Origin of the sequence: Lacipirellula limnantheis (assembly GCF_007746075.1) — a bacterium.
Taxonomy (GTDB): Bacteria; Planctomycetota; Planctomycetia; order Pirellulales; family Lacipirellulaceae; genus Lacipirellula; species Lacipirellula limnantheis.
Map to the genome: position 1 here is coordinate 4313899 of NZ_CP036339.1, position 23643 is coordinate 4337541.

22 protein-coding genes are annotated in these 23643 nt (G+C 63.5%); 2 read left to right on the top strand and 20 right to left on the bottom strand.

From position 1 onward, the window contains the following. The first annotated feature begins 5 nt into the window (after positions 1–5). The gene (locus I41_RS16605; protein WP_145434031.1) at positions 6–1265 is read left to right on the top strand and encodes a CNNM domain-containing protein; all 1260 of its coding nucleotides are present in this window, start codon (positions 6–8) and stop codon (positions 1263–1265) included. Continuing rightward, complete coding sequence (locus I41_RS16610) at positions 1262–2227, top strand: CNNM domain-containing protein (protein ID WP_145434032.1); 966 nt, start codon at positions 1262–1264, stop codon at positions 2225–2227. Before I41_RS16605 ends, I41_RS16610 begins: the two co-directional genes overlap by 4 nt. 60 nt (positions 2228–2287) lie before the next feature. Here the strand turns inward: I41_RS16610 and I41_RS16615 are convergent, their stop codons facing one another. The 20 genes from I41_RS16615 to I41_RS16710 form a co-directional block, all read right to left on the bottom strand. Continuing rightward, complete coding sequence (locus tag I41_RS16615; protein WP_145434033.1) at positions 2288–2524, bottom strand: hypothetical protein; 237 nt, start codon at positions 2522–2524, stop codon at positions 2288–2290. 191 nt (positions 2525–2715) lie between these two features. Continuing rightward, the gene (locus I41_RS16620; RefSeq protein ID WP_145434034.1) at positions 2716–3663 is read right to left on the bottom strand and encodes a tetratricopeptide repeat protein; all 948 of its coding nucleotides are present in this window, start codon (positions 3661–3663) and stop codon (positions 2716–2718) included. Beyond that, positions 3663–4226, bottom strand: a complete 564-nt coding sequence (gene fliN, locus I41_RS16625; RefSeq protein ID WP_145434035.1) for a flagellar motor switch protein FliN — start codon at positions 4224–4226, stop codon at positions 3663–3665. Before fliN ends, I41_RS16620 begins: the two co-directional genes overlap by 1 nt. 146 nt (positions 4227–4372) lie before the next feature. Next, on the bottom strand, positions 4373–4993 hold the full coding sequence (locus tag I41_RS16630; RefSeq protein WP_145434036.1) for a hypothetical protein: 621 nt from the start codon (positions 4991–4993) through the stop codon (positions 4373–4375). A 403-nt stretch (positions 4994–5396) separates the two neighbouring features. After that, positions 5397–7787, bottom strand: coding sequence for a flagellar hook-basal body complex protein (locus I41_RS16635; RefSeq protein WP_145434037.1), 2391 nt, complete (start codon positions 7785–7787; stop codon positions 5397–5399). Between the two features lie 96 nt (positions 7788–7883). Continuing rightward, positions 7884–8651: a flagellar hook assembly protein FlgD gene (locus I41_RS16640; protein WP_145434038.1), complete on the bottom strand. Its 768-nt coding sequence runs from the start codon at positions 8649–8651 to the stop codon at positions 7884–7886. Positions 8652–8689: 38 nt separating this feature from the next. Continuing rightward, the gene (locus I41_RS16645) at positions 8690–10240 is read right to left on the bottom strand and encodes a flagellar hook-length control protein FliK (RefSeq protein WP_145434039.1); all 1551 of its coding nucleotides are present in this window, start codon (positions 10238–10240) and stop codon (positions 8690–8692) included. Between the two features lie 23 nt (positions 10241–10263). After that, entirely contained in the window at positions 10264–10959 is a 696-nt protein-coding gene (locus I41_RS16650) for a hypothetical protein (protein ID WP_145434040.1), read from the bottom strand. Beyond that, positions 10959–11405: a flagellar export protein FliJ gene (gene fliJ / locus I41_RS16655; RefSeq protein ID WP_145434041.1), complete on the bottom strand. Its 447-nt coding sequence runs from the start codon at positions 11403–11405 to the stop codon at positions 10959–10961. The genes I41_RS16650 and fliJ overlap by 1 nt, the downstream gene beginning before the upstream one ends. After that, complete coding sequence (locus I41_RS16660) at positions 11405–12799, bottom strand: FliI/YscN family ATPase (protein WP_145434042.1); 1395 nt, start codon at positions 12797–12799, stop codon at positions 11405–11407. The genes fliJ and I41_RS16660 overlap by 1 nt, the downstream gene beginning before the upstream one ends. Before the next feature lie 41 nt (positions 12800–12840). Further along, the gene (locus I41_RS16665; RefSeq protein WP_145434043.1) at positions 12841–13506 is read right to left on the bottom strand and encodes a FliH/SctL family protein; all 666 of its coding nucleotides are present in this window, start codon (positions 13504–13506) and stop codon (positions 12841–12843) included. A 17-nt stretch (positions 13507–13523) separates the two neighbouring features. After that, complete coding sequence (locus I41_RS16670; protein ID WP_145434044.1) at positions 13524–14657, bottom strand: FliG C-terminal domain-containing protein; 1134 nt, start codon at positions 14655–14657, stop codon at positions 13524–13526. Between the two features lie 47 nt (positions 14658–14704). Then, positions 14705–16366 (bottom strand): flagellar M-ring protein FliF C-terminal domain-containing protein, encoded by a 1662-nt coding sequence (locus tag I41_RS16675; protein ID WP_145434045.1) that lies wholly within the window; start codon positions 16364–16366, stop codon positions 14705–14707. Between the two features lie 130 nt (positions 16367–16496). Next, positions 16497–16814, bottom strand: a complete 318-nt coding sequence (gene fliE, locus I41_RS16680) for a flagellar hook-basal body complex protein FliE (RefSeq protein ID WP_145434046.1) — start codon at positions 16812–16814, stop codon at positions 16497–16499. A gap of 22 nt (positions 16815–16836) precedes the next feature. Further along, on the bottom strand, positions 16837–17247 hold the full coding sequence (gene flgC / locus I41_RS16685) for a flagellar basal body rod protein FlgC (protein ID WP_145434047.1): 411 nt from the start codon (positions 17245–17247) through the stop codon (positions 16837–16839). A 124-nt stretch (positions 17248–17371) separates the two neighbouring features. Next, positions 17372–17836, bottom strand: coding sequence for a flagellar basal body rod protein FlgB (locus I41_RS16690; protein ID WP_145434048.1), 465 nt, complete (start codon positions 17834–17836; stop codon positions 17372–17374). 243 nt (positions 17837–18079) lie between these two features. Further along, complete coding sequence (locus tag I41_RS16695; protein ID WP_145434049.1) at positions 18080–19651, bottom strand: sigma-54-dependent transcriptional regulator; 1572 nt, start codon at positions 19649–19651, stop codon at positions 18080–18082. Beyond that, positions 19651–20544 carry a sensor histidine kinase gene (locus I41_RS16700; protein ID WP_145434050.1) on the bottom strand — a complete coding sequence of 298 codons (894 nt, stop codon included), beginning with the start codon at positions 20542–20544 and terminating at the stop codon, positions 19651–19653. The genes I41_RS16695 and I41_RS16700 overlap by 1 nt, the downstream gene beginning before the upstream one ends. An 80-nt stretch (positions 20545–20624) precedes the next feature. After that, the gene (locus I41_RS16705) at positions 20625–21047 is read right to left on the bottom strand and encodes a hypothetical protein (protein ID WP_145434051.1); all 423 of its coding nucleotides are present in this window, start codon (positions 21045–21047) and stop codon (positions 20625–20627) included. 95 nt (positions 21048–21142) lie between these two features. Further along, a complete protein-coding gene (locus I41_RS16710) occupies positions 21143–23566 on the bottom strand; it encodes a tetratricopeptide repeat protein (protein ID WP_145434052.1) in 2424 nt (807 codons plus the stop codon). Between the last annotated feature and the right edge of the window lie 77 nt (positions 23567–23643).

The window sequence follows — 23643 nt, forward strand, 5'->3', positions numbered from 1 at the left end:
CCCCCATGATCCAAGAATTTGGCCTCTATTTCGCCGCGATGCTCGTGCTGACGGCGTTCTCCGCCTTCTGCTCGTGCTCGGAGGCGGCGATTTTTTCGCTGCAGCCCGACGATCGACGAGCCCTGCAGAAGGGCAACGCCGCGCAGCGGACGGCGGTCGAGTTGATCGGGCGGCCTGACCGGTTGCTGACGGCCATTCTGTTCTGGAACCTGATTTTTAACTTCGGCTTCTTCGTCGTCGGTTCGGCGGTCGAGTATCGCCTGCACGCAGCCAGCCGACACAGCGAAGCCGCCGTGCTGATGGCTTGCTCGCTGCTGGGAATGATTGTCTTCGGCGAGATGCTGCCGAAGACCATTGGCGTGCAGCAGCCGCGAGTGTTCGCCAGCCTCTGCAGCTTGCCTTTGGCGGCCATGGTGCGAGTGATCGATCCGCTCATGCCGCTGTTCGCCGCGGCGAACAACTTGCTGCAGCGCGTGCTGCTGCCAAACTTCGAGCGCGAACCCTATTTGGAGATCAGCGATCTCGAGCGGGCGATCGAACTCTCCACGAGCGACGCGCAGCTGGCGGCGCTGGAGCAATCCGCTCTGCGGAACATCGTGCTGCTATCGGAGTTGCCGGCCGAAGAGCTGATGCGGCCGCGAAACCAGTATCAGGTATTCGCAGCGCCGGTCCACCTCGAGCAACTGCAGGGCGAGTTGCCGCAGGCGGGTTACCTGTTGATCACCGAGGACGATAGCGACGACATCGCCGCCGCGATTCCGCTCCGACAACTCTCGGTGATTCCGCGCCACCATTTGGAGAAGTTCGCCCAACCGGTCGTGTATGTTCCTTGGTGCGCCACGGTCGCCTCGATTCTCGACGAACTGCGACGGCAGGAGCGCGACGTCGCGGCGGTGGTCAACGAATACGGCGAAACTATCGGCATCGTGACGATCGAGGACGTGCTGGAGACGATCTTCGAGGAACAGTCGAGCCGTAGCGCGAGATTGCTGGCGACTTCGTCGATCGTGCCGGTGGCGCCCGACCGTTGGCATGTCACGGGGATGACCAACTTGCGGCGGCTGAGCCGGCACTTCGACGTGCCGCTGGAGCCGTCGCGCAGCGTGACGGTCGCGGGGATCTTGCAGGAGCAACTGCAGCGAATTCCGGTCGAAGGAGACGAGTTGCTGTGGAGCGGCTTTCACTTGCGGGTCATTGAGGTCGGCGATACGGGCGCCGTGAAAGTGGAACTGCGGATTCCGCCTGCCGGAGGGCCGCTGCCATGATTGGAGCCTTCGCCCTGTTTCTCGGCGCGTTGTCGATGAACGCATTCTTCAGCGGGACGGAAACCGGATTCTTCCGCCTCAGCCGGTTGCGGCTGGTGATGGAAGGGATCGCCGGCGACCGCATGTCGCGGATCCTGCTCTGGTTTGCCAATCAACCGTCGATCTTCGTCGCGACGGCGCTGGTGGGGAATAACCTGGCGAACGACCTGACGTCGCTTTCCGTGGTCATGGCAACCGAGGCGATTTGGCCCCAGGGGGGAGTGCTCGCCAGCGTCCTGCCGCCGCTGCTGGTGACGCCGTTCATGTTTATTTGCGGCGACCTGCTGCCGAAGAACGTCTTCTTCAACGCCCCGAATCGACTGATGCGGCGCTCGACGCCGATCGTGGTCGTGGCGGCCGTGCTGTTCGCGCCGATTACGTTTTTGCTCTGGCTGCTCAGCCTTGTGCTGCAACTCTTCACTCGCGAGCGGCCGCAGGAACTACGTTTGTCGCTGGCGCGCCGCGAGTTGACCGCGATGCTGGTCGAAGGGCACGAAGCGGGACTGCTGCGGCCGGTGCAACGAACGCTGGCGCAAACCATGCTCGCCATCGGCGGTCAGCCGGTGAAGAACTATGCCGTGCCGACGAGCCGCATGGTGCGCGTAACGACGACCATGAGCCGCAGCGATATGCTGCGGCTCGCCCAGCGCTACAATCGAGCGCTGCTGCCGGTCGAAGATCCCCAGCAGAAGCGGCAGCTAGTCGGCTTCGTGCGGGCGATCGATCTGTTTCTAGAGAGCAACGAGACCGAGCTTCATCCCGAGCCTTTCGTCGAGCTGACGGAGAACGAAACGTTCTTGTCGGCGCTCGGCAAGTTGAACGTGGCGGAAGACGCCCTGGGCCATGTGGTTGGGCTCGGCGGCCGCAGCCTCGGCTTTGTGAGCGGCCGCGATTTGCGCCAGGCGCTGCTGCGTGCGCAGTAACGGTCGGTTGCGCGTCGATTACTCGCAGCGCACCCCGTGCGGGGCATTCCGCTGCGTCGCCTAGCGCGAGTAGCCGAGCGACTTGAAGATCGACAGCATCTCTTCGAAGTTAATGAAGCGGCGGCGGTGCGAGAGTTTGTACGTGTCGATCGCGCGGGCGAGCTCGGCCGCGTCGGGGGAAAGCTCCGTGTAGCTGTTGACGAACTGGCGACGTTCGCGTCCCGGACCTTCGGTCGGGCCGAGCATGTTGCGACGGTCGATGAACGTCGTTTCGTCGGTAACCATCGTGCTCGACATGGCAGGGCTCCAATCTACAGGAAGGGGTGGCGAGCCGTGGCAACGGCCCAGGCGGGAGGAAGCCGCCGCAGCAAACTTCCGAGGCAAATCTACCTCACGCGGCCGACGCCGCGGGGGAATGCAGAAACTCGCACGCGGCGGCCGATAGGGATCGCAATCGTACGCGCCGGTCGTGCCGGTTATGCCGGACGCTACCGCCGGATCGGCGCATCGACGCCGGGAAGGCCAGCCCCTTCGAGCTTGGCCAGCAGCAATTGGCTCCCCTGATGTCCGCTGTTCAATGCGAGCGCTTGTCGCACCGTCGCGGTCGCTTCGGCTGCTTGGCCGGCGTTGTCCTGCGCAAGCGCCAGTTGGTAGAGGAGTTCGGGCGGCGCTTCGCCCTTCTGGCTGGCGGCGTAGAGGTTGCTCACCGCCTCCTCGGGCCGGCCGACGGCGCCGTAGGCCATGCCGGCGAGCCAGAGCGCCTCGCGCGGCTCTTCGCCGGGCGGGGCGGCCTCGAACAAATGATGCAGCGTCGTCAAGCAGCGCTGGGCGTGGCCAGATTGGTACTGGAGCTCGGCGGTCAGTTGCAAAACATTGCCATTGTTCGGACTGTACCGCAGCGCCTGGTGCATGTCGGCCAGGGCGTTTTCAAGTTCGCCGCGATGGCGATAGACGCGACCGCGCAATTCCCAAGCGCCGGCCAGCGTGGGGTCGAGCGCAATCGCTTCTTCGGCCTTGACGAGCGCGCGGTCGGCAAAGCCAAGTCCGAGAAGCATTTCGCCGCAGCGCACGACGGTCGGCGCGTGCTGCGCGTCGAGTTGCACCGCTGTCTGCATCTGGATGGCGGCTTCTTCGCGCTCCCCCTTTTTCCAAAGGGCCTCGGAGTATTGCCGGCGGGCGTCGGCGTCGCGCGGGCCGGCGGCGACGGCATGTTCCAGCAGCTTGCACGCTTCGTCGGTTTCGCCCCGTTCGGCCGCGGCGACCGCATCGCACGACAACTGCCGACAGGTGGCAACCGAGTCGGGGACGATCTTGTGTCGGCGCCAGTTAGCACAGCCGGCCGTTGACGTAACGAGTCCCCAACCGACGCACCCGATGGCCGCCCATCGCGTCGTCAGGCGACAAACCTGCTCGAACGGTCGAGAAGTTCGATTCATTAAGCTACGGCGCTCTCGCCCACGATGAGTTCGGCCACGCGGACGCAGAAATTGTCGTTCAACACCAGCACTTCGCCGCGGGCGATCAACCGGCCGTTGACGTAGATGTCGGCCGGGTCCCCCGCCAGCTTGTCGAGCGGCACCACGGTTCCCTGACGCAGCTTGAGAATCTCTTCGAGGTGCATGTGGGTGCGGCCCAGCTCGATGGTGAGATCGAGCTGCACGTCACGCATCAATTCGAGCGTCGCGGCCTCGGTGCTCGGCGGAGCTCCGGCGAATTCGTTGAACTTGAAGGTCTTGACGCCGCTGGGAACCGAAGCGACTGGCTCATCCACCGAGGCGAGGGCCATCTCGGCCTTCTGCAGCAACAGCTCGATGTCGTCTTGCGAGATCGAACCGTCGCTCGGAGGTCCGGGCGGCTTGGGTCGCGGGGGAGCGGGGGCCGCCGCGGTGGGGGCCGCTGGCGCCGCCGGCTTGGGAGCGGCCGCGGCGGCTCCTTCTTGCGCCTGCCGCAGCAGTTGCTCGATCTCATCCTGTTCGACTTGATGAGATTCGTCAGCCATGAAATCGATTCCCTTCGATAAGTTCGGCAACGGCGTGGGCAGGTCCTTCCGCCGACGCAACTTGCGGCGCATCGCGGCTGGCGCCGGCAATACGCCTATCTTTTAGCATCGAACATCGGGCGCGGCGGCCTTCAATTCGATCGGTGCTAACGTTCGATAAAGGCGAACTCGCTGAAGACGGCCTCGCGGACGAGCGGTTTGCCCAAAGCGCGGTTGACTTTCTCCAAAACGACTCGTTTGATCAAGCCCAACCCGGGATCGGTGAAGTCGGCCGACTCCATGCCGCGGATGGCGATCGTGACCTGCTCGTTCAACCGTTTTGCATGCAGGGTAAAGCGTTCGTTGAACTCTGGTTCGTCCGCCGCTAGCACGACGCCAAACAGCTCGAAGTCGATGCTCATGCTGGCGCCGGTAGATGGATTGAAGGCAATCACATGGTAAGGCCCCAGGCTGAGCTCCATAGTCGCTTGGCTATTCACTTCTCCGTGCCCGCCGCTGGCGGGCGTCTCGTGGGCGTCTGCTTCGTCCTCGGCCGTCGCGGGGGCGGCTGCCGGTTCGGCGGCATCGACGCCGCGTTGCGCTGCGAGCAATTGGCGCCCCGTTTCACGCGTCTGCTCGGCCGACGGCAAAAACGCCGTCGCCGCGGCGACCTCGATCAGCACGATGACCGAAACGAAGGCGAGCCCCTTGACCAAGGTCATGATGCCGGGCCCCCGCTTGGCGGGGGCGTCGCCGGCTGGCGCGGGGGCGTGGGCTGAGGCGGACATGTGGGAAATTCCTTGCCGAGACCTCCCTCGGCAAAACCGCGACGCGCGGCCGAGAGGGCGCACAAGTCTAGCTCGGAATTCCCAGGCGCAGGGAAGTTACAACCGGCGCGACCGGCACGTTGGCGAAGACGGCCAAACGGGGGTCCTTTCGGGGGTCGGTTCGCCTCAGGGAATAACGACTTGATCGCCGCGCTGCGCCCGGGGCGAAGAAGCTTATTCAACCGCCGCCCTGCTCGAAATGCTTTGCGAATAACGAGTTAACCACAGAACACGGGGAGCACGGAGAAAAGCGATGGGAGTGATCCAGCGGTCGTCTTCTCTGCGGCCTCTGTGCTCTCCGTGGCGAATGCGCATCATGTCAGCAGTCGGATAAGCTGCGGAGCCCGGGGCTGAAAGACGCTAATTACCTCCGGAGGGCGAGGAGTTCGTCGAGGAGTTGCTGAACCGCGGTGATCACTCGAGCGCCGCCGCGGTATTGGGTCGACGCAAGGATAAGCTCAATCAGGTTCTGACCGATGTCGGTGTTTGACAGCTCCACGGCGCCAGTGGTGACGGCGCCCATGCCGCCGCCGCCCGGGTTGCCTTCGATCGGCAATCCGGAGTTAACGCCGGTGCTGAACATATTGTCGCCGACTTGCTGCAAACCGCCATTGTTGGCGAACCGGGCCATCCGCAACTGACCGAGATCGCGCGAGCTGCCGTTGCTGAAGACGCCCTGGATGCGCCCCGATTCGGTGATGATAAAGCTGGTCAACGTACCGGCGGGGAAACCGTCCTGCGACGCCGCGGCGAGCGAGTTCTCATCCTCCGCAAGACCCGTCACTTGATTGAAGTTCAGTTGAAACTCCAGCGGCGAGTTTGCAGGCGACTGACCGCGGCCGATCGCAATGCGGTCGTCGGTGGCCGAGACGAACTTGCCGTCGCCGTCGGTGGTGATGACGCCGGTGCCGACCTCGATGTTGACGCCAGTCTCTTCGGCGTTCTGCGGCGAGGTCGCGATCCAACGGAAACGGGCGCCGGTGGCGTCGACGGATTCCAGCACGGTGGTCACGCGCACGTTGATCGGCGTGCCCAAGCTGTCGTAGACGACGAAGTCGGCCGTGGCGCCTTCGCCATTGGCTTCTTGGACGGTGGTAAACGGCAGCTGGACGACCTCGGTCGTGCCGCCGGTGGGCGTGAAGCGGAACGCCGACAAGTCGACGCCGAGGGCGTTCTCGATGCCCATATTCGACGTGAATTGCAGTCGACTATCGACAATCGTGCCGCCGTACGAAACGCTATCGGGAAACGTCGCCTCGGGCGCCGACTTCAAGACGCCCATCGACTCGTCCATAAACGTCAGTAAGTCTTGCACGGTCGTGGCGGCGGTAATGGTCAACGACCGCTCGGCCAACTGCCGACCGCCCTTGTCGCCGGAGAACGTCAGGACGCCTTCGTCGAACAGGTGGTTGTAGTCAGCGCCGCTGCGCGACACGACGTCGACCAAGGCCATGCCGAAGTTGATTGGCGGGCCTTCGAGATTAATTTCCGGATTGCCGGTAATGTCGGCGTCGGGCGTCGAGTCGATGAACGACACGCCGGTGCCAATCTGAGCAACCTCGTAAAACTTGGTCGGATTGTTCGCGACGTTGCGGTAGATCTTGATCTGATCGTATTCGCCCGTGCCGGACGGCTGGGGGATGTCGTCGAGCCGGATGCGCGGCTGATTGATCGAGTCGGCCGTGATCGGTCCGAACCGCGCGGTCGGTCGGCTCTCGGCGCCGGTCGACGAGTTGACGAAGGTTACGTAGTAGCTATAGCTATTGTTGCCGAGGGTGTCCTCGTTCAACAGCGCGTTGCCGGCGATCGTCGCCGCACTGGTGCTGTCGCTGTAGGTCGTCGTACCGGCTGGAATCGTCCCGGCGAGGCGGTATTCGGTGTTGACCGCAGGATTGTTGCGATAAATTCGGATCTGCGTAAAGTCGGGATCCGCGGACTGCGGAATCGCGCTGAGGTTGATCGAGGCCGCGCCGGCGCCAAGTGCAGTATCGGCGATGTTCGACGCGGGCCCTTCGTTACCCGAGCTATCGACGTAAACAATCCGGTAATTGTAGGTGCCTGCCGGCAGAGTGGCGCCCGCCGTGGAGCCGAAGGTGATCACGTCGCTGGGACGCGCCAAAGACAAGGCCTCCGGCACGCCGACGGGCACCTCGCGCGAGCCGTCGCTCAAGATGCCCGATTGAATGATCTCCGGAATCGAGCCGACCGTGCTATTCGGATTGAGCGCGCCCTTGAGAATAACGTTCTCGGTCGCCTGGGCCACCGCCGCGGCGCCGAGCGGAATCTGAATCGGCGACAAGCCCGTCGGCTGGATGTCGAAATTGGCGTCGACGCTGTAGCCAAGCACGCGGTGACCGGTGAGCGTCACGATCTCGTTGTTCGCGTTCGTCTTGAACTGTCCGTTGCGCGTGTAGAGCTGTTCGCCTTGCGGGCCCTGCACAATGAAGAACCCGTCGCCCTGGATAGCGAGGTCGAGCGGATTGGAGCTGATCTCGATGGTGCCTTGAGTGAACTTTGGCGTGATTTCCGCGACTTTGGCGCCGAGGCCGATCTGCCGCGGGTTCGTACCGCCGCGACTGCCTGTTGGCGCCGAGCCGATGCTCTGCGTCTGCAAAAACTGCGTCGCGAAATTGACCGAAGACTCCTTGAAACCGACGGTATTCGCGTTGGCCACGTTATTGCCGGCAACGTCGATCGACGTTTCGGCAGCCGTCATGCCGGTCAGTGCGGTGCTGAGCGCTGATTGAAGACCCATAAGTTACTCCCCGAATTCGGACGCTTGATGTTTTGGCTGAAACGCCGTCGAGTCGTCGCACGAACTGCGACCGCCCGCGGCAGCGAATGGTTTGATTTACAGTGCAGGCGGGCGGATCTCGCCGACGTTCTTCAGGCTGACGATGAATGTCCGCTGCGGCTTGATCTCCTGCGGCGTTCCCGACAACACGAGATTCGAGAGGTCGTCGGTCGCCGTGTTGTCAACGAACGTCGATTTCTTGGCGTCGGTAATCTGACCGACGAGATGGAAGTCGCCCGAACCGGCGACGCGCCGGAAGATTTGCTTCGTCGTGGTGGTTTCGGGCAGATTGCTGAGGAGCACTGAGCTGCCGTCTTCGTCCACTTTGAGCTTCTTCGACTCGGTCGTGGCCAGCGGGTCGACCGAGAAACTCTCGCCCTTTTCGTTTTGCCAGACGATGCGATATTCATACTCGCCGGCTTCGACTTCGCCGTCGTCCTTGCTGACGGTGGCTTTCGGGTTCAAGTCGAGATGCAGCTTCGGCTGCCCGTCGGAGACGCTCACGCGGTCAACGACGCCGGTGACCTTTTGCTGGTCGTCGGAGATCGCGTCGATCTCGGCGCCGATCAGATTGGTAGCGCTGGAGATATTCTGACCGAGCAACACCGAATCGAGCGTCTCGGTCATCTTGTCGGTGGCAGTGATGGTGCGCATCTGGCTGATCTGGCCAACCAGCTCGGAATTATCCATCGGATTGAGCGGATCCTGGTTCTGAAGTTCGGCAATCATCAACTTCAGAAAGTCCTCCATGTGGAGGTTGTTGTAGGCGTCGCTCTTCGCGGCGCTGGCGCCGCTAGAGCCGCCGGTTCCGGGTATGGATGACATGGGACGCCTCAGAATTTTCTGTGTTGGGATTTGAACCGTTAAACGCGGACGTCGAGGCCGGCGGCACTCGAGGTCGTGGCGGCCGAGCTGCGTAACGAAACCGTCGCGTTGCCGGGCGCGCGGACGGCCGCGGGCCGATTTCGCCCGGGCTGACGTTCGCCGGATTGATTGGCCGCGCGCTCGTCCGGTTGGCCGTTGCCGTTGTTGCTGCCCTCGCGCCGCACGTCGACGTCGAACTTGTCGACGCGAATATCTTGCTGCGCGAGCCGTTCGCGCAGCGCGGGCAGGCTATCGAGCAACAGGTTGCGGGCCGCCGGCGTCTCGGCTTCGAGTTTGGCCGAGAGGACGCCGTTCTGCACAGCGAGTTCGATCTTGATGGACCCGAGATCGGGCGGGCTGAGCCGAACTTGGATCTTGCCGTCGCGCTGCTGAGCGGCCTTCATGGCGCCTTCGACGCGCTGCACGAAGCGGGCCCGGTCGACCGTCGGCATGCCATTAGGCTCGCTCGACTCTTTGGATGCTTTGAGCGAATGACCGCCGATCATCCGGTCGATCGCTCCGGGTGCGCGCGGAGCGGCCTCGGGCGCGTTTGTCGTTGAGTCGCCCACGACCGCGGCGGGCGGCGGTCCGGCGACGTCGGCTGGCGAGGCTGCCGAGTTCTCGCCAAGCGTCGGCGGCGCGGCGGCGGCGACATCTCCCGGCGGCGGCGGCGCGTCGTTCTTCGACGCGACTCGTTTGACGTCGTCAGCCGTCTCGGAGGTTTCCTTGGCGGATGGCGCTCCACGCGAATCGCTGTCCGCGTCGGCCGATACTTCGGCGGTGTTCTGCTCCGCCGGTGGCTGCTCGCTAGTTGCATCCTCGGCGCCGTCGATGCTCACGGGGTCGCTCGCTTCTTCCGCTTGCTGTCTATTGGCCTTGTGGTCCGCCGTGTTGCCGTCACCGCTAGATTCACGATTATGGCGTTCGTCATCGGACTGGCGACGGCGCGTGTTTGGCGCCGACACTGCGACTTCCGTGGTCAGGTCGGGCGCCGACTTGCCGACGGACGGCTCGCTTGCGCCGGCGCCTTCATCGGCTGCCGTCTCTTCGCCGGTGGGAACAGCGTTGTTCTTTGCAGGCTCGGACGGAGGTTTGCCGTCGACTTCCGGCGCCGCGACAACCTTTGTTTCTATCCCACCGGCGTCGGCGACGACCTTCTGTTCGACGTTCTTCGCATCTTGGATCACCCCCATCGCCGCGGCGCCCTCGGCGGAGATTTCGGCGGCGTCTTGGTCGCCGTCATCGCCCGATTTGGCCTCCTCTGCCTCAGCTGGGCCATCGGCGCCGTCGGCGGGCTCGGGCTTCGCCGCGAGGTCGTTCGTCGGGCGGTCGGAGTCGCGTTTTTCACCCGAGGCCGAGGCGTCGGCGGCCTTTGGCTTTTCCTCAGCGGGCGGCGCTGCCGGCGGCCCAGGGGGGCGCGGCGATTCCGCCTGGTAGGCCTGCTCCAATGCCGGCGCGAACGCACCGGGGCCGTCGTTGCGCGGCGGCGGCTCGAGCGCCCGGGCGGGGGCGACGACTTGCATCAGTGCATCGAGTGGCGAGAACGGCATCCTGGCTTCTCCCGGCGGCAGCGTTAGTTCTGCTGCGCCTTCATTTGCTCGAGCGTCTGCAACTGAGCGTCGATGAACGGTTTGGCCGGTTCGCCGGCGAGCATCTTCCGCTGAATTCGGTAGAGCATCTCCAAATCTTCCGGGGCGTCGAACGTCCGCAAGATCGCCTCCTGATCGCGCGGTTTCATGCTTCCCAGCAGCATGATGACGTCGTCGATGCGATCGTCGGTGATGTACTTGATTAAGATCGGCTTGGCCTGCTTCTTCGGGATAAGTGATTCCAGTTGTTTTCGAACCTTTTGCATCTCTTCGCTCAAGACGAGCTTGCCTTGCTCGACGAGATATTCCTCGACTTCGGCGCGCAGTCGCGCGTACTGTTCGGTGGCTCCGCTAAGCCGCTTGAGTTGGTAATCAAAATCGACCAGCGAGTCCGCCAACTGTTTCTCCTTCACGTCGAACTGCAGCGAGATGGTCTGATATTGCCGGCGCTGCTGGTCAAACGAGGGTTCTTCGGGCGGGGTTCCGGGTTCTTCGACCTGGGCTTCGTGTTCAATCTCTTCGAGATCGACGTCCTGCAAGATCGCCGTGATCCGAAAGAGTTTTTCGTCGTCGAGTTTTCCGCTCTTCACGAGGTAGCCGTATGCCAGTGCGCCGGAAATTACGGTCGCGACGCATGCGTAGCCGATCAGCGGAAAGAGGATGCGAATGAGAATTCCCATTACTCAGTTCCTTCCCAGCGGACCGCGGCGACTTCGTCCAGCCGCTTTGTCTCCGCGCGCATCGCGGCGAGCCGATGCTGCGCCCGCTGCCTTTCTTCCAACTTGTCGAGCACGCGCACTTCGCGGTCGGCGTCGACCAGCGCCACGCGGCGCCGATCAACTTCTTCAGCGAGCTTTGCCGCTTGTTCGGTCAGGACTTTGATCTGCGCCTCGAGCGCCAGTTGATACCGCTGCGTCGTCAGCATCCAGTTGACGTCGATCGGTCCTTCGCGCATCGCGCGGCGCTGGTTCTCTAAGTGCTGTGCCGCCTCGGCGGCGAGACCGTCACGCTGGTGCTGTAGAATTCGTTCCGCCTCGTACGCCGTTGCAAGTCGACCGCGTTGCTCGTCGCGATGGATCTCGCGGATGCGGCGGAGCGTCTGTAGTCGGAAGCGAAAGCGTGCCATTATTTCTTAATCACCGCGCCCTGTCGGGCAGGTTGCATGGGTGGCATCTGCGGTTGCTGACCCATCGTCACCGGAGCCGCATTCATCCGCATCGTGCACTTCGCGGCGAGCTCGATCAGTGCCTGCCGCACCTGGGCGATTTCTACTTTTTCCTCGACCTGCTGCTTCAATAGCCGGTGAATCTCTTCGCGCATCTCGACCGCCGCGTCGAGCGTGCGGTTGGCGCCTTTGCGGTAGGCGCCGATCGTGATCAGATCCTCGTTCTCGGCGTACGAGGCCAGCAATTCGCGAAGGATCTGTCGGGCCTGCTTCTCATCCGGCGTCGAGAGGTCGTTCGCCAAACGGCTAATGCTGCGGAGGACGTCGATCGCCGGGTAGTGTCCGCGTTCGGCGATCCGCCGCGAGAGCCAGACGTGGCCGTCGAGCAGGCCGCGCACGCAGTCGGCGATCGGCTCGTTTTCGTCGTCGCCTTCAACGAGCACTGAGTAGAAGGCCGTGACGCTGCCGCGATCGGTGCGACCGGCGCGCTCCACGAGGCGCGGCAGAAGTGCAAACGTGGACGGGGGAAATCCGCGCGTCGTCGGCGGTTCTCCCGCGGCGAGGCCAATCTCGCGTTGCGCCAACGCGAAGCGCGTGAGCGAGTCCATCACTAGCAGCACGTTCTTTCCCTGGTCGCGAAAGTACTCGGCGATCGCCGTTGCGGCGTAGGCGGCCTGCACCCGCAGCAGCGCGGGCTCGTTGCTCGTGGCGACGACGACGACGCTGCGAGCCAGGCCTTGCGGACCAAGTTCGCGATGGATGAACTCATTCACTTCGCGACCGCGCTCGCCGATCAACGCGATCACGGTGACGTCGGCCTCGGTGTAACGCGCCATCATCCCCATGAGAACGCTCTTGCCCACGCCCGATCCGGCAAAGATCCCTAAGCGCTGCCCGCGGCCGCACATCAGCATGCTGTCGATGCAACGGACGCCCGTACCGAGCGGGAGGTCGATGCGGGGCCGTTCGGTGGCGGTCACGCCGTCGTTCTGCAACTTGAATCGCTCGCGGACCATTGGCTGCGGCCGGCCGTCGATGCACTGGCCGCGGGCGTCGATGACGCGGCCCAGGAGTGCGGCGCCGATTTTCAAGGTGCGGGCAGTGCGAATGAGCCGCACGGCGCTGCCGCGGCGGACGCCGTCGAGATCGGCCAGCGGCATCACCAGCGTGCGATGGTCGCGAAACCCGATCACCTCGGCCTCAACCTCGCCGCCCCCTTGCCGTGCAATGCCGACAACCGCTCCCACCGGCGCCGGCATGCCGGCGACCGCGACGGTGAGTCCCGTCGTCTGCACGACGCTGCCGGTGATGCCGGCCGTCATCGCATGCTCAAGCTCTGGGGCGAAAGTCGTCATGGCTTACTTGATCAAGCAGTGGGCGCATCCGGGCGCGCCTGCTATGAAAGTTCCTCTTTGATCCGCGAGAGTTGAGTCTCAATCTGCTGGTCGATGACGCCGAATTCCGTCACGACGCGGCAACCGCCGGGCGTCACCGCCTCGCTCGCGGTGACGGTGACGTGGGCCAACGGCGCGAAGACGCTGGCGATCTGCTGCACTTGCTTCTTGAGCGTTGACTGATCGGCCGGCGCGAGTTGAATCATCATGTCGCCGCTGCCAGCGGCCAACTGCAGCGCTTCGCGGACCCATTCCAACGTGATCTCTGGGCGGCGCGTCAGCTCGGCGCGAACGAGTCGTTCCGCAATCGCCGCGGCCAGCGAGATGGCCGTCCGCTCCCAGTGTCGCAGCCATTCTTGCTTGGCGTCCTCGACTTGCTTTGCCGCCGCCTGCAGGGCAGGGGTCAGGGTCCGCATTTGCTGTGCAACCTTCTCGTCGAGGATCCGCTCGATGGCCGCCTCGGCGGCCTTTTTGCCAGCCGCTTCGGCCTGCTGCTTGATCGCCGCTGCTTCCTGCTGGGCCTGTTCGACGACCTTCACCGCCTCCGCGCGGATTTGCGCCAGGTACTGGTCGGCCTGAGCCGCCATATCGGTCAGATCGTACGCCGCCCCGCGCAATGTCGGGCCCGACGCGGTCTGTCCGCCGTGCGTTTTGATGATCGTCGCCATGCGTTGTCGTTACTCGATCAGGCCGCGGCTCGGCTGGTTGCCGGTTCGGCCAGGTGAAGCAGTTCGTGCTGCGCTGCGCGTAAGTCGCTGAGGCGCGTCGGTCCGATCGCACGGACCGCCATGCGAAGCCGCGCGGCGCCCGCGCGCGGCAACTTCGCTGCCACGCGCCGAAGGAACCGTTCGCTAGAGGAAGCAAGCGCCAGTTGCACCGTCCGTTCGTCTGCGGCTTGAAGGGCCCGCAGCAATGCCGCGTCGCTGAGCCGTTCCAAGTCGAGCGAGCGATCTTCTAGCAGCACCGGATCGAGCGTGTCATCGTCGCCGCCGACGTCGTCGGAATCATCGGCCCACACTTCCAACCGTTGATATTCGCCGTCGACCGACTCTTCGTGTGCTGCGACTAGCTCGCGCGCCTCTAGGATAGCCGCTTGCAGCTCCAACGCTTGTTGTTCGGAAAGGGCGGCGGGAGCGGCATCCGCTGCTGCCGCGACCGGATGAGCTTCAGGCAAGGCGATCCGCGCGAGCAGCGAGTCGCGTTGGATCGGCGCCGTTTTGGCGACGATGCGCCGAGCCAAGTCGGCGGCGGCCACCGCGCGGGTGCGCCGCTGACGCTGCACTTCAATCCGCTGTTGGAGTTCCGATTCCAGATCGGTCACTGCCGATTCGTCGGTAATTTGCAGATTGGCTAACCGTTCTAGCACGTCGGCTTGAAGCGGCGGAGCAAGCACCGCAAACACGGCGGCGCCCTGGTCGTGGTTCATCCGCGACAAAGCGACCGCGATCGTTTGCGGATGCTCGGCGCTGAGCAACTCGGCGATCAGCGCAGCCTCGGCTGCTGCCGCAGCGTCGTCGGCCGGTCCCGCGGCCGGGACAGTTGCCGCGGCCGGCGGTTCGACGATGACGGGCTGCGGGGCGGAATAGGTAAACTCTACGGCCGTGGCCCCGTTCAGCTCGCGCCGCCCAGCGCGGCGAAATTCGGCGAGAACGTCGCGCTGCTCGTCGGGATCAATGTCCCCAAGACGCTCGACCTCAGCGAGGATCTTCGTCGCTTCGGCGGGCGGCAGGCTGTCGAGCATCTGCTCCGCCAGCGACTCGTCGATGCTGGCGACCAGGATCGCCGCTCGCCGGATTCGTTCGTTGCGCTCGTAATTCATTGCGTCCGTTTTCGGTTACCCGCCGAGAGAGAACTCGTCACCCTGACTTACCCGGCATTCCCAATCCACGTCCGGAGAATCGCCGCCGCGCCATCGGGATCTTCCTTGACCAACTCGGAAAGGTCTTCCTTCAGCGATGGACCACGCTTCAGCCGCAGCTTTGGCCGACTTCCCTCGCTCTCGCCTCCCTTGCCGCCCTTGCCGCTCGCTTGCGACGCTTCGTTCTTCTTCGGCAGGATATCGGGAAGCGAGAAGTCGACTCCCTTGTCAGTCGTCGGGATCGACTTGATCATCGAGCGCAACATGAGCAGGCTCATCAACGCCATGCCCGCGATAATCAGCGAGCTGGTGTTTTGACGAGCCCACAGCACGCTCTCGCTGGCGACCGACGGCTCAGGCGCGGGAGCCGGCGTGAGCGACTGAAACACGGTGACTTCCACCTTTGACAGCTGGTCTTCGGCGAGCTCTTTCGGAAAGAGCTGGCCGACCGTGGCTTTGATCTTCGACTTTACCTGTTCTTCGATGTTGGTCAGCATCGCCGTATCGGGACGGTCTTCCGGCTTGGCGTCGGGCGTGGTCTCGCGCCAGACGCGGATGAGGTACTCGCTGGGAACGGCGATCGCGGCTCGCACGTGCTTCGGCGTCAATCCGCTCTGGCGACGGACTTCCTCGACGTGGGGGATGAAATTATCCGTTTCCGTATCTTCGCTCGTCGTGGTGTTCTCGTTGCGCGTGCCGCCTTGGTCCGGAGTTTGGCGATTGGGGCCCTGGGCGCGCAGCCCAACTTGACCGCCCCCTTCAGTCTGCCGATTAATGCTCTCTTCGCTGCTCTTTCGTTCTCGAAGCGGCGCCGCGTCGCCGTCGGGGCGGACCGAGCGGGTTTCGCTGCTAAGCGTCTCGTCGAGCTCGGCAGTGACCTGCACCTGCACGCCCGGCTTGATATGGCTCAGCAGATTCTCAATCCGCGAGCGCATCTGCTGTTCGTAGAGCGTTCGCGTTTGGAAGTACGGATCGTCGAACGCCGCGGCGACGACTTCGCCGCCGACGCCGCCAAACTGCGAACCGTTGCTCCGGTCGACGACCATCACGCTTTCAGCGCGCAGCCCGGCGATCGACTTGGCGACGGCTTCGCGGATCAGCTTCATCCGCTGCGGATCGAGGATCGCTCCGGGCGCCGGCATCACGCTGACCGTGGCGGTAATCTCCTCCTTGCCGAACGCCCGCGGTTCGCGAATGTCGTAGAGGACCTTGGCATCTTCGATCCCTTCCATTTCGCTGATCAGCATCGACAGCTGGCGCTCGCGGGCGGCCTTCCAGCGCTGGTCGCGCATCTTGCCGCTCTCGAACATGCCCGTTTCGAGTGAATCGCCCAGCAAATTGTGGAAGTTCGCGGGCAGGGCGCCGGCGTTGGCAATCGCCGCCAGATAGGCCGCCTTTTGGCCGCGCGGCGCCATAATGCGTCCCTGTTGCGTCGGCAGCACGTCGAGTCCCGCCTGCCCGAGCGCGGTTTCGATGCGATTGAGTTCGCCCGGCTGCAACATGGCGCCGCCGAACAGCGGCTCTTCCGATGCGTCGTTGTACCCCTGGAACAGAAATCCCAGGCTGCAGACGATGACGCCCAGCAGCAGCGCCGACGTGATGCGCGCGGCGGGGGTCATCGACGCGAACAGATCGCGGATTTGCTCGAAGGTTTGATTTAAGAATCCCATCCCTGGTCCTCAAGCATCCTGGCCGACGCTTCCTGCGTCGGTGCATTCCGTCACTCAAGCTAGCGCTCTGTCTCGTCGCTAGCGCTCTGTCACTTCGAGGCACTCCGAGAAGTGACGGGCTTCTAATGCCCTAAATCCGAATGTCTTTCACTTCCTGGTAAACCTGCATCACTTTGTTTCGCATCTGCATCATCATCCGGAACGCCAGATCGGCCTTCTGGACGGCGGTCAGCACTGCCGCGGGATCGGCGTCGCCGCCCGTCATGAACGACTCGACGGCCCGGTCCGCTTGCATTTGCATCGAGTTGACGTCGTCGATCGACTTCAACAACGCCGACTTGAACGACCCGGGCTCGCCCGCCGAGTTGGGCGAGTTCAGCGAACCCGTCGTCGTCGAAGGCGCCTGCAGCGGAGCGAACGTCGTGGTGCTGTTTTGGATGGACGTCATGGTTCAAACCCTCCGCGCTCGCTTACGCGACGATCTGCAGCGAGCGGTTGGTGAGATCCTTCGTGATTTCGAGCACGCCGATGTTCGCCTCGTACGCGCGGGTCGCTTCGAGGGCGTCGACGAACTCCGTCGTCATGTCGATATGCGGGTAGGCGACGTATCCCTCGGCGTTGGCGTCGGGATGGCCTGGCTCGTACTTCATGTTCGGGGGCTCCGTCGAATACTCGACCGACCCGACCTTGACCCCCAACCCGCCGCCGCTGGTATTCACGGCCGCGTCGGTCTGGAACGTAACGTACCGCGGCGTATAGGCCTCGGGTTGTCCCTGTTCGTTTCGCGTCGTGGAAATGTTGGCGATGTTCGACGAGATGGCGTTCAGCCGCGTCCGCTGCGCCACCAGGCCGCTCGTGCTGACGTCGAAAATTGGAAACATCAGGACCTCCTGTCATCCCCCGCCGAACAAAAGCCACCGGCTCTGCCGGTGGACATACGAACGACTCGCCCTATTTGCACTTCGTCCACCGGCGGAGCCGATGGCTTCTACGACCCGTAGCCGCCTACGCTCTCTCGGTAATCGCCGCGCGCAGCAACCGGAACTGGGTCGTCATCAGGCTCAGCGCCAAGTTGTGCACTTGCTGATTCTTCGTGATCTCGCTGATTTGTTCTTCCATGCTGGAGTTGTTCTCGTCGTGTCGCAGCATGCCGTGAAAGTCATCGCTGATGGCTGCGATTTTGTTGCGATCGTGCTCATGTTGCTGGGGCGAAGTAGCCGAAAAGCTAGAGATCGACGGCGGCGACGCGGGAGCGCCCGGGTAGGGGGCTCGCGAAGTCGGCCGCGTCCGCTCTTCAATCGCCTGCTGCAATCGACCTTGAAACTTTTCCGAAGACAGATCCCGCGTCCGATAGCCCGGCGTATCGAGATTTGCAATGTTCCCTGCCAACACGCCGTGACGAGCTTCGGTGAAGTTCACCACCTGCTCAAGCAGCGGCAACGTCGACGCATCGAACATCGAAGACATCATGGCTTGTCGACCTCCTTGTCATGCTGAGCATCGCAACGAATCTAGCTGTACGCAGACGCTAGATCCTTCGCTCCACTCACGATGACGACTTCCTTGCGCTCAAACCACTGGCAAGCGACGTGCCGTTGGCAATCTGGGCGCCTGCCGCCAAATTGCGGCGCCCGATGTAGCGAGCGCTGCTTTGCAGCGAGAAACCCGTCGCGAACGTTCGCCGCAACGGCGCACGCATTCGCGACGGAGTGATTACGCGGTTCGGCGATTCATGGCAACGGCAGAATTGGCCGAATCGATCGGCGAAAACTGCCGATGATGCGTGAACTCCCCGGTTCCGCCAAATTCGCGCGTCCGGGGCGCAAATCCGTATGCCCGCATCTTGCCGCTGAGCGTGCGGACGCCGATGCCGAGCGCAGCCGCCGTCTGGCTGCGGTTGCCGCCGAAGCGCTGCAGGGTGGCGACGATCATCGCCCGTTCCATCTCGTCGAGATTACCGGCCACAGGCGCAGCATGTCCCGCGTCTCCATGGCCTGGCGGCGTCTTTGCGAAGTTAATTCCTTCGGGCTGTTGGAGCCATGGTCGAAGGTCGTCCGCGGCGATTGGCGCCCCGCGGTTCAGAACGCAGGCCCGGGTGATAATATTCTCTAACTCGCGCACATTCCCCGGCCAGTGGTAGGCGGCGAGCAACTCACGCGCGTCGGCAGCGAGTTCTAGCCGCGGGCGCGCGAGGCGGCTGGCAGCGCGATCGAGGAAATAGTCTGCCAGCAGTTGCACATCGTCGCCGCGGGTTCGTAGCGGCGGCAACTCCAGCGGCACCACCGCCAGTCGATAATACAGGTCCTCGCGGAACCGCCCGCCGGCGATCTCAGCCCCGAGGTCGCGATTCGTGCTGGCCATCACGCGCACATCCGCCTGCCGCGACTCGCTGGAGCCAACCAATTCAAACGTCCGCTCCTGCAAGACGCGCAACAGCTTCGCCTGGAGCGGCAGGTCGATCTCGGTGATTTCATCGAGGAGGATCGCGCCCCCCTTGGCAAGTTCGAAACGGCCGACGCGATCGGCGTCGGCGCCGGTAAACGCGCCGCGGCGGTGGCCGAACAACTCGCTCTCCGCCAGTTGCGGCGACAGGGCAGGGCAATTCAAACTGACGAGCGGCCCGCTAGAGCGGCGGCTGAGCGCATGGACGGCCCGCGCCACTAGTTCCTTGCCAGTGCCGCTTTCGCCGCAAATCAGCACCGTTTCGTCGGTTGGCGCCACTTGGCTTATTCGTTCCCGCAGCAGTCGCATGGCGGGGCTCGCGCCGATCATCCCCATCGCGTCGAGCGAGTCGACCGGCGGAGGCGAAGCGCCTCCTCGCATGCTGCGATTGCTCGCGTTCGGCGGCGTCAGCACCGCGGCATCGTCGCCGCAGAGCTGCCGTCGTTCCATCGCCCGCGCGACGAGTTCTTCCAGTCGCGTGACGTCGAACGGCTTTTCCAAATAATCGAAGGCGCCGAACCGCATCGCTTCGACCGCTGATGCGATGGTCGCATGGGCGGTGATCATAATCACCTGCGTCGGCAGTCGCCGCTGCGACATCCGGCGAATAAACTCCAGCCCGTCCATCGCCGGCATCTGAAGGTCCGTGACGACGACGTCGAATGCTGCGCGCTCGAGCACCGGCAGCGCTTCAACCGCGCTTGCCAATCCTTCGACGCGATATCCCGCTTGTCGCAGCACGTCGATCACCGACTCCCGCACCGCGGCATGGTCGTCGACGACCAGCACGCGCCCGCGGCAGACGGGCTCGACCTTCGATGAACTCTCCGACCTGGATCGCATTAAGCCGCCACTCCCATCGCACGACGCGGCGGCAGTTCAATCGTGAAGGCGGCCCCCCCTTCGGGACAATTCATCGCCGTGACGCGGCCGCCGTGGGCCTCGACAATGCGGTTGACGATTGAGAGTCCCAATCCCGTGCCGGTCGCCTTCGTCGTAAAGAAGGGGTCGAAAATCCGGCGCCGGTCATCCTCGCTGAGCCCCGGGCCGCTGTCGGCGACTTCAAGTTCCAGCCCGCCGCGGCGCTGGTAGGAAGTGACGACCAACTCGCCGCCGCGCGGCATCACGTCGACGGCGTTCAGCACGAGATTGAGAATTGCCCGCCGCATCATTTCGCGATCAGCGGTGACGACCGTGTTCGGCGGTACGTCGATGGAGACGTCGATTCGCTGCGCCTCGAGTTGCGGAGCCAGCGAGTCGAAAATCTCCTCCACCAGATCCGGCAGAATAAAAGAACGCCACTGCGGCTCGCGATGTGCGGTGAAACTGAGCAGATCGTTCACGGTAGCATCCAGGGCGGTAAACCCGGCCTCCACCTTTGCCAAGACGTCGAGGCTGCCGGAATCGTCCGACAGCCGCCTGCGGAGCAAACTCATGTACAAATTGACCGGGACGAGGCTATTTCGCACCTCGTGAGCGACGTGCGACGCCATCCGTCCCAAGTCAGCTAGCCGCGTTTGCCGAGCTAGCTCTTGATCCTTCTTCGCGAGCTCGTCGGTGAGCCGCGCTACTTCGCCTTGTAGCGTTTCATGCGTTTGCTGCAAACGGAGAGTGGCGTCGTTCCACGCTTCCAGGATCGCGGCAAGGCTTGGTTCGTCGGCGCCAGCACCGTCTACCACCCCCGGGAGAGCTTCGTTGGGCTCGTCGTCCTCTAGGTGGAGCTTCAGGTTGTGCATGGTTGGCTTTCGTAGTTTGCGCTGCTACCCCCCGGTAACCGACCGGGGGGGCAATGGGCGTATGCGGCTATTCCGACTCGTTATCGATTCGCTTGTGCCTGGTACGCGTCGCGGACGCGGCTGCCCGCGGCGACTGTTCGTAACTGGTTCGCGACGGCGTCGCGGCGTTCGGTCATTTGCCGTTCGCCCGCTTGTTCCATGGCCATCACTTCTTGAATCAACGTCCGACAGGCCTCCGCATCCGCGGCACACTGGGCCCGCGCGTCATTTGAAGACCACTGCCGCGCTTCGGGGTCTTGCTCATGAAATGGCGCCAGTTGCTGCTCGATCGCTTGGAGAGCCACGATGAGTTGTTGCTTCGCCGACACCAACCGCAGGAGCTCGGCCATCTCGCCGCCGGCAATCATCTTGGCCTGGCGCATCCCCAACTCGCGCAGCTGCACCAGGCATTTGCGCCGCTTGGAAACGAGGTCGGCTAACAGTTGCGTTGATAGTTCTTGCATGGATGGCAAGTGATCGGCGCCTGGTAATTCGTGAACGGTTAACTCGCAGGTCGCTCTGGTCGCGGATCTCCGATCCCCGATCGCCCTGCCTTCCCTCACCACGCACTCATCTGATTCAACAAGTACTCCCATTGCTGCCGCGTGAAGTTGGTCGCGGTGCGAAAGTCGGTCTCGGGAGGCATTTCTTTGAGCACCAGCTTCGCCTGATCGAGCGTGACCCGAGCTTTTACCGGCTGGTCGAGCCGTCGCCAGCAGGCGGCTGCCTGAACAAAGCTTTCCAGCGCAATCGGGTCGTTCTGATAGGAGGTGATCACGTTGCCATAGGCCTTGAGCGCCTCGTCGAAGCGGCGGAGCTCAAACAACGCCGATCCCTGCAGCATGTAGCAGTTGCGCAAAAGCGTCTGTTGCAACTGATCGTCCGGATCGCCGCTGCCGAGGGTCAGCGCGCGCTGCACGCCTTGATAGTTTTCGTGCGCTTTGATGAGCAGCTCGGTCATCTGCGCCTTGGCGCTTTGACGTTCGTTCTCGGTCTTCGACTCCGCGAATCTCTTGGCCGGCTCCGCCGCGGCGGCATGATAGGAGCGTCCGATGGTATATCGCGCCAGCAGCGTCTCGCGTCCCTCCGGATAACGCTTGACTGCTTCATCGAGCCGTTTGATCGCTTCGTCGTATCGTCCCTCTCGATACAGCAGATTCCCCAGTTCAAACAGCGAGTCCCGCCACTCCGGGCTCGTTGGCGTCAGGACGTCTTCCACCAGATTCGTGAGCAACAGCTGTTCGGCTTCCTTCGGCTTGTCGAGTTGCTCGTAGGCGCGCGCCGCCTCGAGCCGAGCCTGGTACGCCACGGGGTCGAGCGGGTACATTTCGACGCACTCGCTGAGCGCTTCGATCGCCTGATCGAAGCGCCGCGCCGCCAGTTCCGACTGTCCGAGCCGCAAGAGCGCCAGCGGATTTCGCCGGCGCGACTCGTTGTGCAGATACTCGTCGTACAACCGCGCTGCCTGCGTATAGCTTTGCCCGATGAAGTAGCATTCGGCGGCGTTCCACAGGTCCTCGACGAACTGTCGAGTCGCAAATCGCAATCGGGCGAGCGCCTCGTACGCGCGTCCGGCCTCGCGCAGTTGCGTTCGCGCTTCCTGCCTCATCGCCTCGGTGCGAAACCGCTCGGCGTCGGCCTGCTTGAGTCGCTGCTCGCCCCACTTTTGGTGCGTCTTGGCCCGCATTTCCGTCGTCTGCGCCTCGCCGAATACGGAGCGAAACAGGTCAACCAACGTCAGCGCTTCCGGAAAGAGCTGCTGCTCCAAGCATTTCTCGTACGCTCCCCTCATGCGTTCGCGCAGATCTTCGAGCGGCAACAGCGAATCGTCGTAGCTTTCGGGTGACTCGATCGCGGCCAGCACCCGCTTGTAGTCAAGTAGGGCGCGCTCAAGTTGACCGTTGCGCCGATGATTATCAGCGGCGGCCAGCGCGGCCGTGAGCCCTGCCGCGGTGTCGGGATAGGTTTTAGCAACCTTGTCGTACTCGGACGCCGCCGCTTCGTGATTGCCGCTCAATTCGAAGTATTTCGCGATCCACAGGGCAGCCTGGCGCGTTGGCCGCCCATGGGTCGGATCGAGTTGCGCGACCCCCTGCAACTGTTCTTGCGCACGCTGCAAGAGTTCGGCTCGCTCGGTCGATTCGACCGGCAGCTTCTCTGCCTCTTCCAAGTTGATCCGGCCGAGCGTGAGGACGCGATAGGCCTCTTCGACGCCGTCGGCGCGCAAGTTCTCGAGCAATTCTCGGGAGGCGCTGCGCCGCCCGAGCTTCATAAGCGCCTCGGCGCTGACAATGGTCGCTTGTTGTCGTTTGCCGTCGTCAAGCGCGGAGTCGGCCAACACAAACTCATTGTGCCTCAGCGCTGACTTAAGGTCAGGCTCGCGCCCGTCGAGGTGCGCCGCGACGAGCATCGAGTGAATCTCAGCCTGGGGCTGGGTCGGATCATTCAACGACTCTTCCAGCACGCGGATCGCTTCCTGCGTTTGACCGCTGCGGACCATGCTGCGCCCCAGCAGGAAATTCGCCTGTCCACGACGGCTTTCATCGAGTTCCAGCTTCAGCGCCCGTTGCAGATAGCGTGACGCCACTTCGTGCATCGCGCGCCGTCGACTTTGGGACGCTTCCGCGTCTGCATCATGCGCTTTGACGACGCCCAACACGAAGAGTGCGGATGACAACTGCCGGGGACTCGCCGGCTGCTGCTGCATCTGGCCGATTAACGACTTGGCGTCATTGTAATTTTCATCGTCGAGCGCTTGGAGCGCAAGTTGGACGTAGTCGCGCTCGACCACTTCCTCCGCCCACTGTTGCGCCAAGCTGAAAGTCGCGACGGAGCCGCCCAGCAGCAGCAGCACCGTCAAACCGGCGATGGCCATCCGTAATTTCGATGCCGTGGCCCAGTGCAGCAGTCGCGCGATTCGGCCCTGCGACGAGGATGGTTCCTCGGCGTGCTTGGCGGCGCCATGACCGTGCGGAGCTTCCATGCCAGAGTCAGCGGGACGACAACTTTTTTCCGCGCCGTTCGGCGATCCATCGCCGAATCTTGAGGAAAAACTCGGGG

What these genes read in the sequence shown, in the direction of transcription:
- I41_RS16605 (WP_145434031.1), top strand. Translation starts at nt 6, where the DNA reads ATGATCCAAGAATTTGGCCTCTATTTCGCCGCGATGCTCGTGCTGACG.
- I41_RS16610 (WP_145434032.1), top strand. Translation starts at nt 1,262, where the DNA reads ATGATTGGAGCCTTCGCCCTGTTTCTCGGCGCGTTGTCGATGAACGCA.
- I41_RS16615 (WP_145434033.1), bottom strand. Translation starts at nt 2,524, where the DNA reads ATGTCGAGCACGATGGTTACCGACGAAACGACGTTCATCGACCGTCGC.
- I41_RS16620 (WP_145434034.1), bottom strand. Translation starts at nt 3,663, where the DNA reads ATGAATCGAACTTCTCGACCGTTCGAGCAGGTTTGTCGCCTGACGACG.
- fliN (WP_145434035.1), bottom strand. Translation starts at nt 4,226, where the DNA reads ATGGCTGACGAATCTCATCAAGTCGAACAGGATGAGATCGAGCAACTG.
- I41_RS16630 (WP_145434036.1), bottom strand. Translation starts at nt 4,993, where the DNA reads ATGTCCGCCTCAGCCCACGCCCCCGCGCCAGCCGGCGACGCCCCCGCC.
- I41_RS16635 (WP_145434037.1), bottom strand. Translation starts at nt 7,787, where the DNA reads ATGGGTCTTCAATCAGCGCTCAGCACCGCACTGACCGGCATGACGGCT.
- I41_RS16640 (WP_145434038.1), bottom strand. Translation starts at nt 8,651, where the DNA reads ATGTCATCCATACCCGGAACCGGCGGCTCTAGCGGCGCCAGCGCCGCG.
- I41_RS16645 (WP_145434039.1), bottom strand. Translation starts at nt 10,240, where the DNA reads ATGCCGTTCTCGCCACTCGATGCACTGATGCAAGTCGTCGCCCCCGCC.
- I41_RS16650 (WP_145434040.1), bottom strand. Translation starts at nt 10,959, where the DNA reads ATGGGAATTCTCATTCGCATCCTCTTTCCGCTGATCGGCTACGCATGC.
- fliJ (WP_145434041.1), bottom strand. Translation starts at nt 11,405, where the DNA reads ATGGCACGCTTTCGCTTCCGACTACAGACGCTCCGCCGCATCCGCGAG.
- I41_RS16660 (WP_145434042.1), bottom strand. Translation starts at nt 12,799, where the DNA reads ATGACGACTTTCGCCCCAGAGCTTGAGCATGCGATGACGGCCGGCATC.
- I41_RS16665 (WP_145434043.1), bottom strand. Translation starts at nt 13,506, where the DNA reads ATGGCGACGATCATCAAAACGCACGGCGGACAGACCGCGTCGGGCCCG.
- I41_RS16670 (WP_145434044.1), bottom strand. Translation starts at nt 14,657, where the DNA reads ATGAATTACGAGCGCAACGAACGAATCCGGCGAGCGGCGATCCTGGTC.
- I41_RS16675 (WP_145434045.1), bottom strand. Translation starts at nt 16,366, where the DNA reads ATGGGATTCTTAAATCAAACCTTCGAGCAAATCCGCGATCTGTTCGCG.
- fliE (WP_145434046.1), bottom strand. Translation starts at nt 16,814, where the DNA reads ATGACGTCCATCCAAAACAGCACCACGACGTTCGCTCCGCTGCAGGCG.
- flgC (WP_145434047.1), bottom strand. Translation starts at nt 17,247, where the DNA reads ATGTTTCCAATTTTCGACGTCAGCACGAGCGGCCTGGTGGCGCAGCGG.
- I41_RS16690 (WP_145434048.1), bottom strand. Translation starts at nt 17,836, where the DNA reads ATGATGTCTTCGATGTTCGATGCGTCGACGTTGCCGCTGCTTGAGCAG.
- I41_RS16695 (WP_145434049.1), bottom strand. Translation starts at nt 19,651, where the DNA reads ATGCGATCCAGGTCGGAGAGTTCATCGAAGGTCGAGCCCGTCTGCCGC.
- I41_RS16700 (WP_145434050.1), bottom strand. Translation starts at nt 20,544, where the DNA reads ATGCACAACCTGAAGCTCCACCTAGAGGACGACGAGCCCAACGAAGCT.
- I41_RS16705 (WP_145434051.1), bottom strand. Translation starts at nt 21,047, where the DNA reads ATGCAAGAACTATCAACGCAACTGTTAGCCGACCTCGTTTCCAAGCGG.
- I41_RS16710 (WP_145434052.1), bottom strand. Translation starts at nt 23,566, where the DNA reads ATGGAAGCTCCGCACGGTCATGGCGCCGCCAAGCACGCCGAGGAACCA.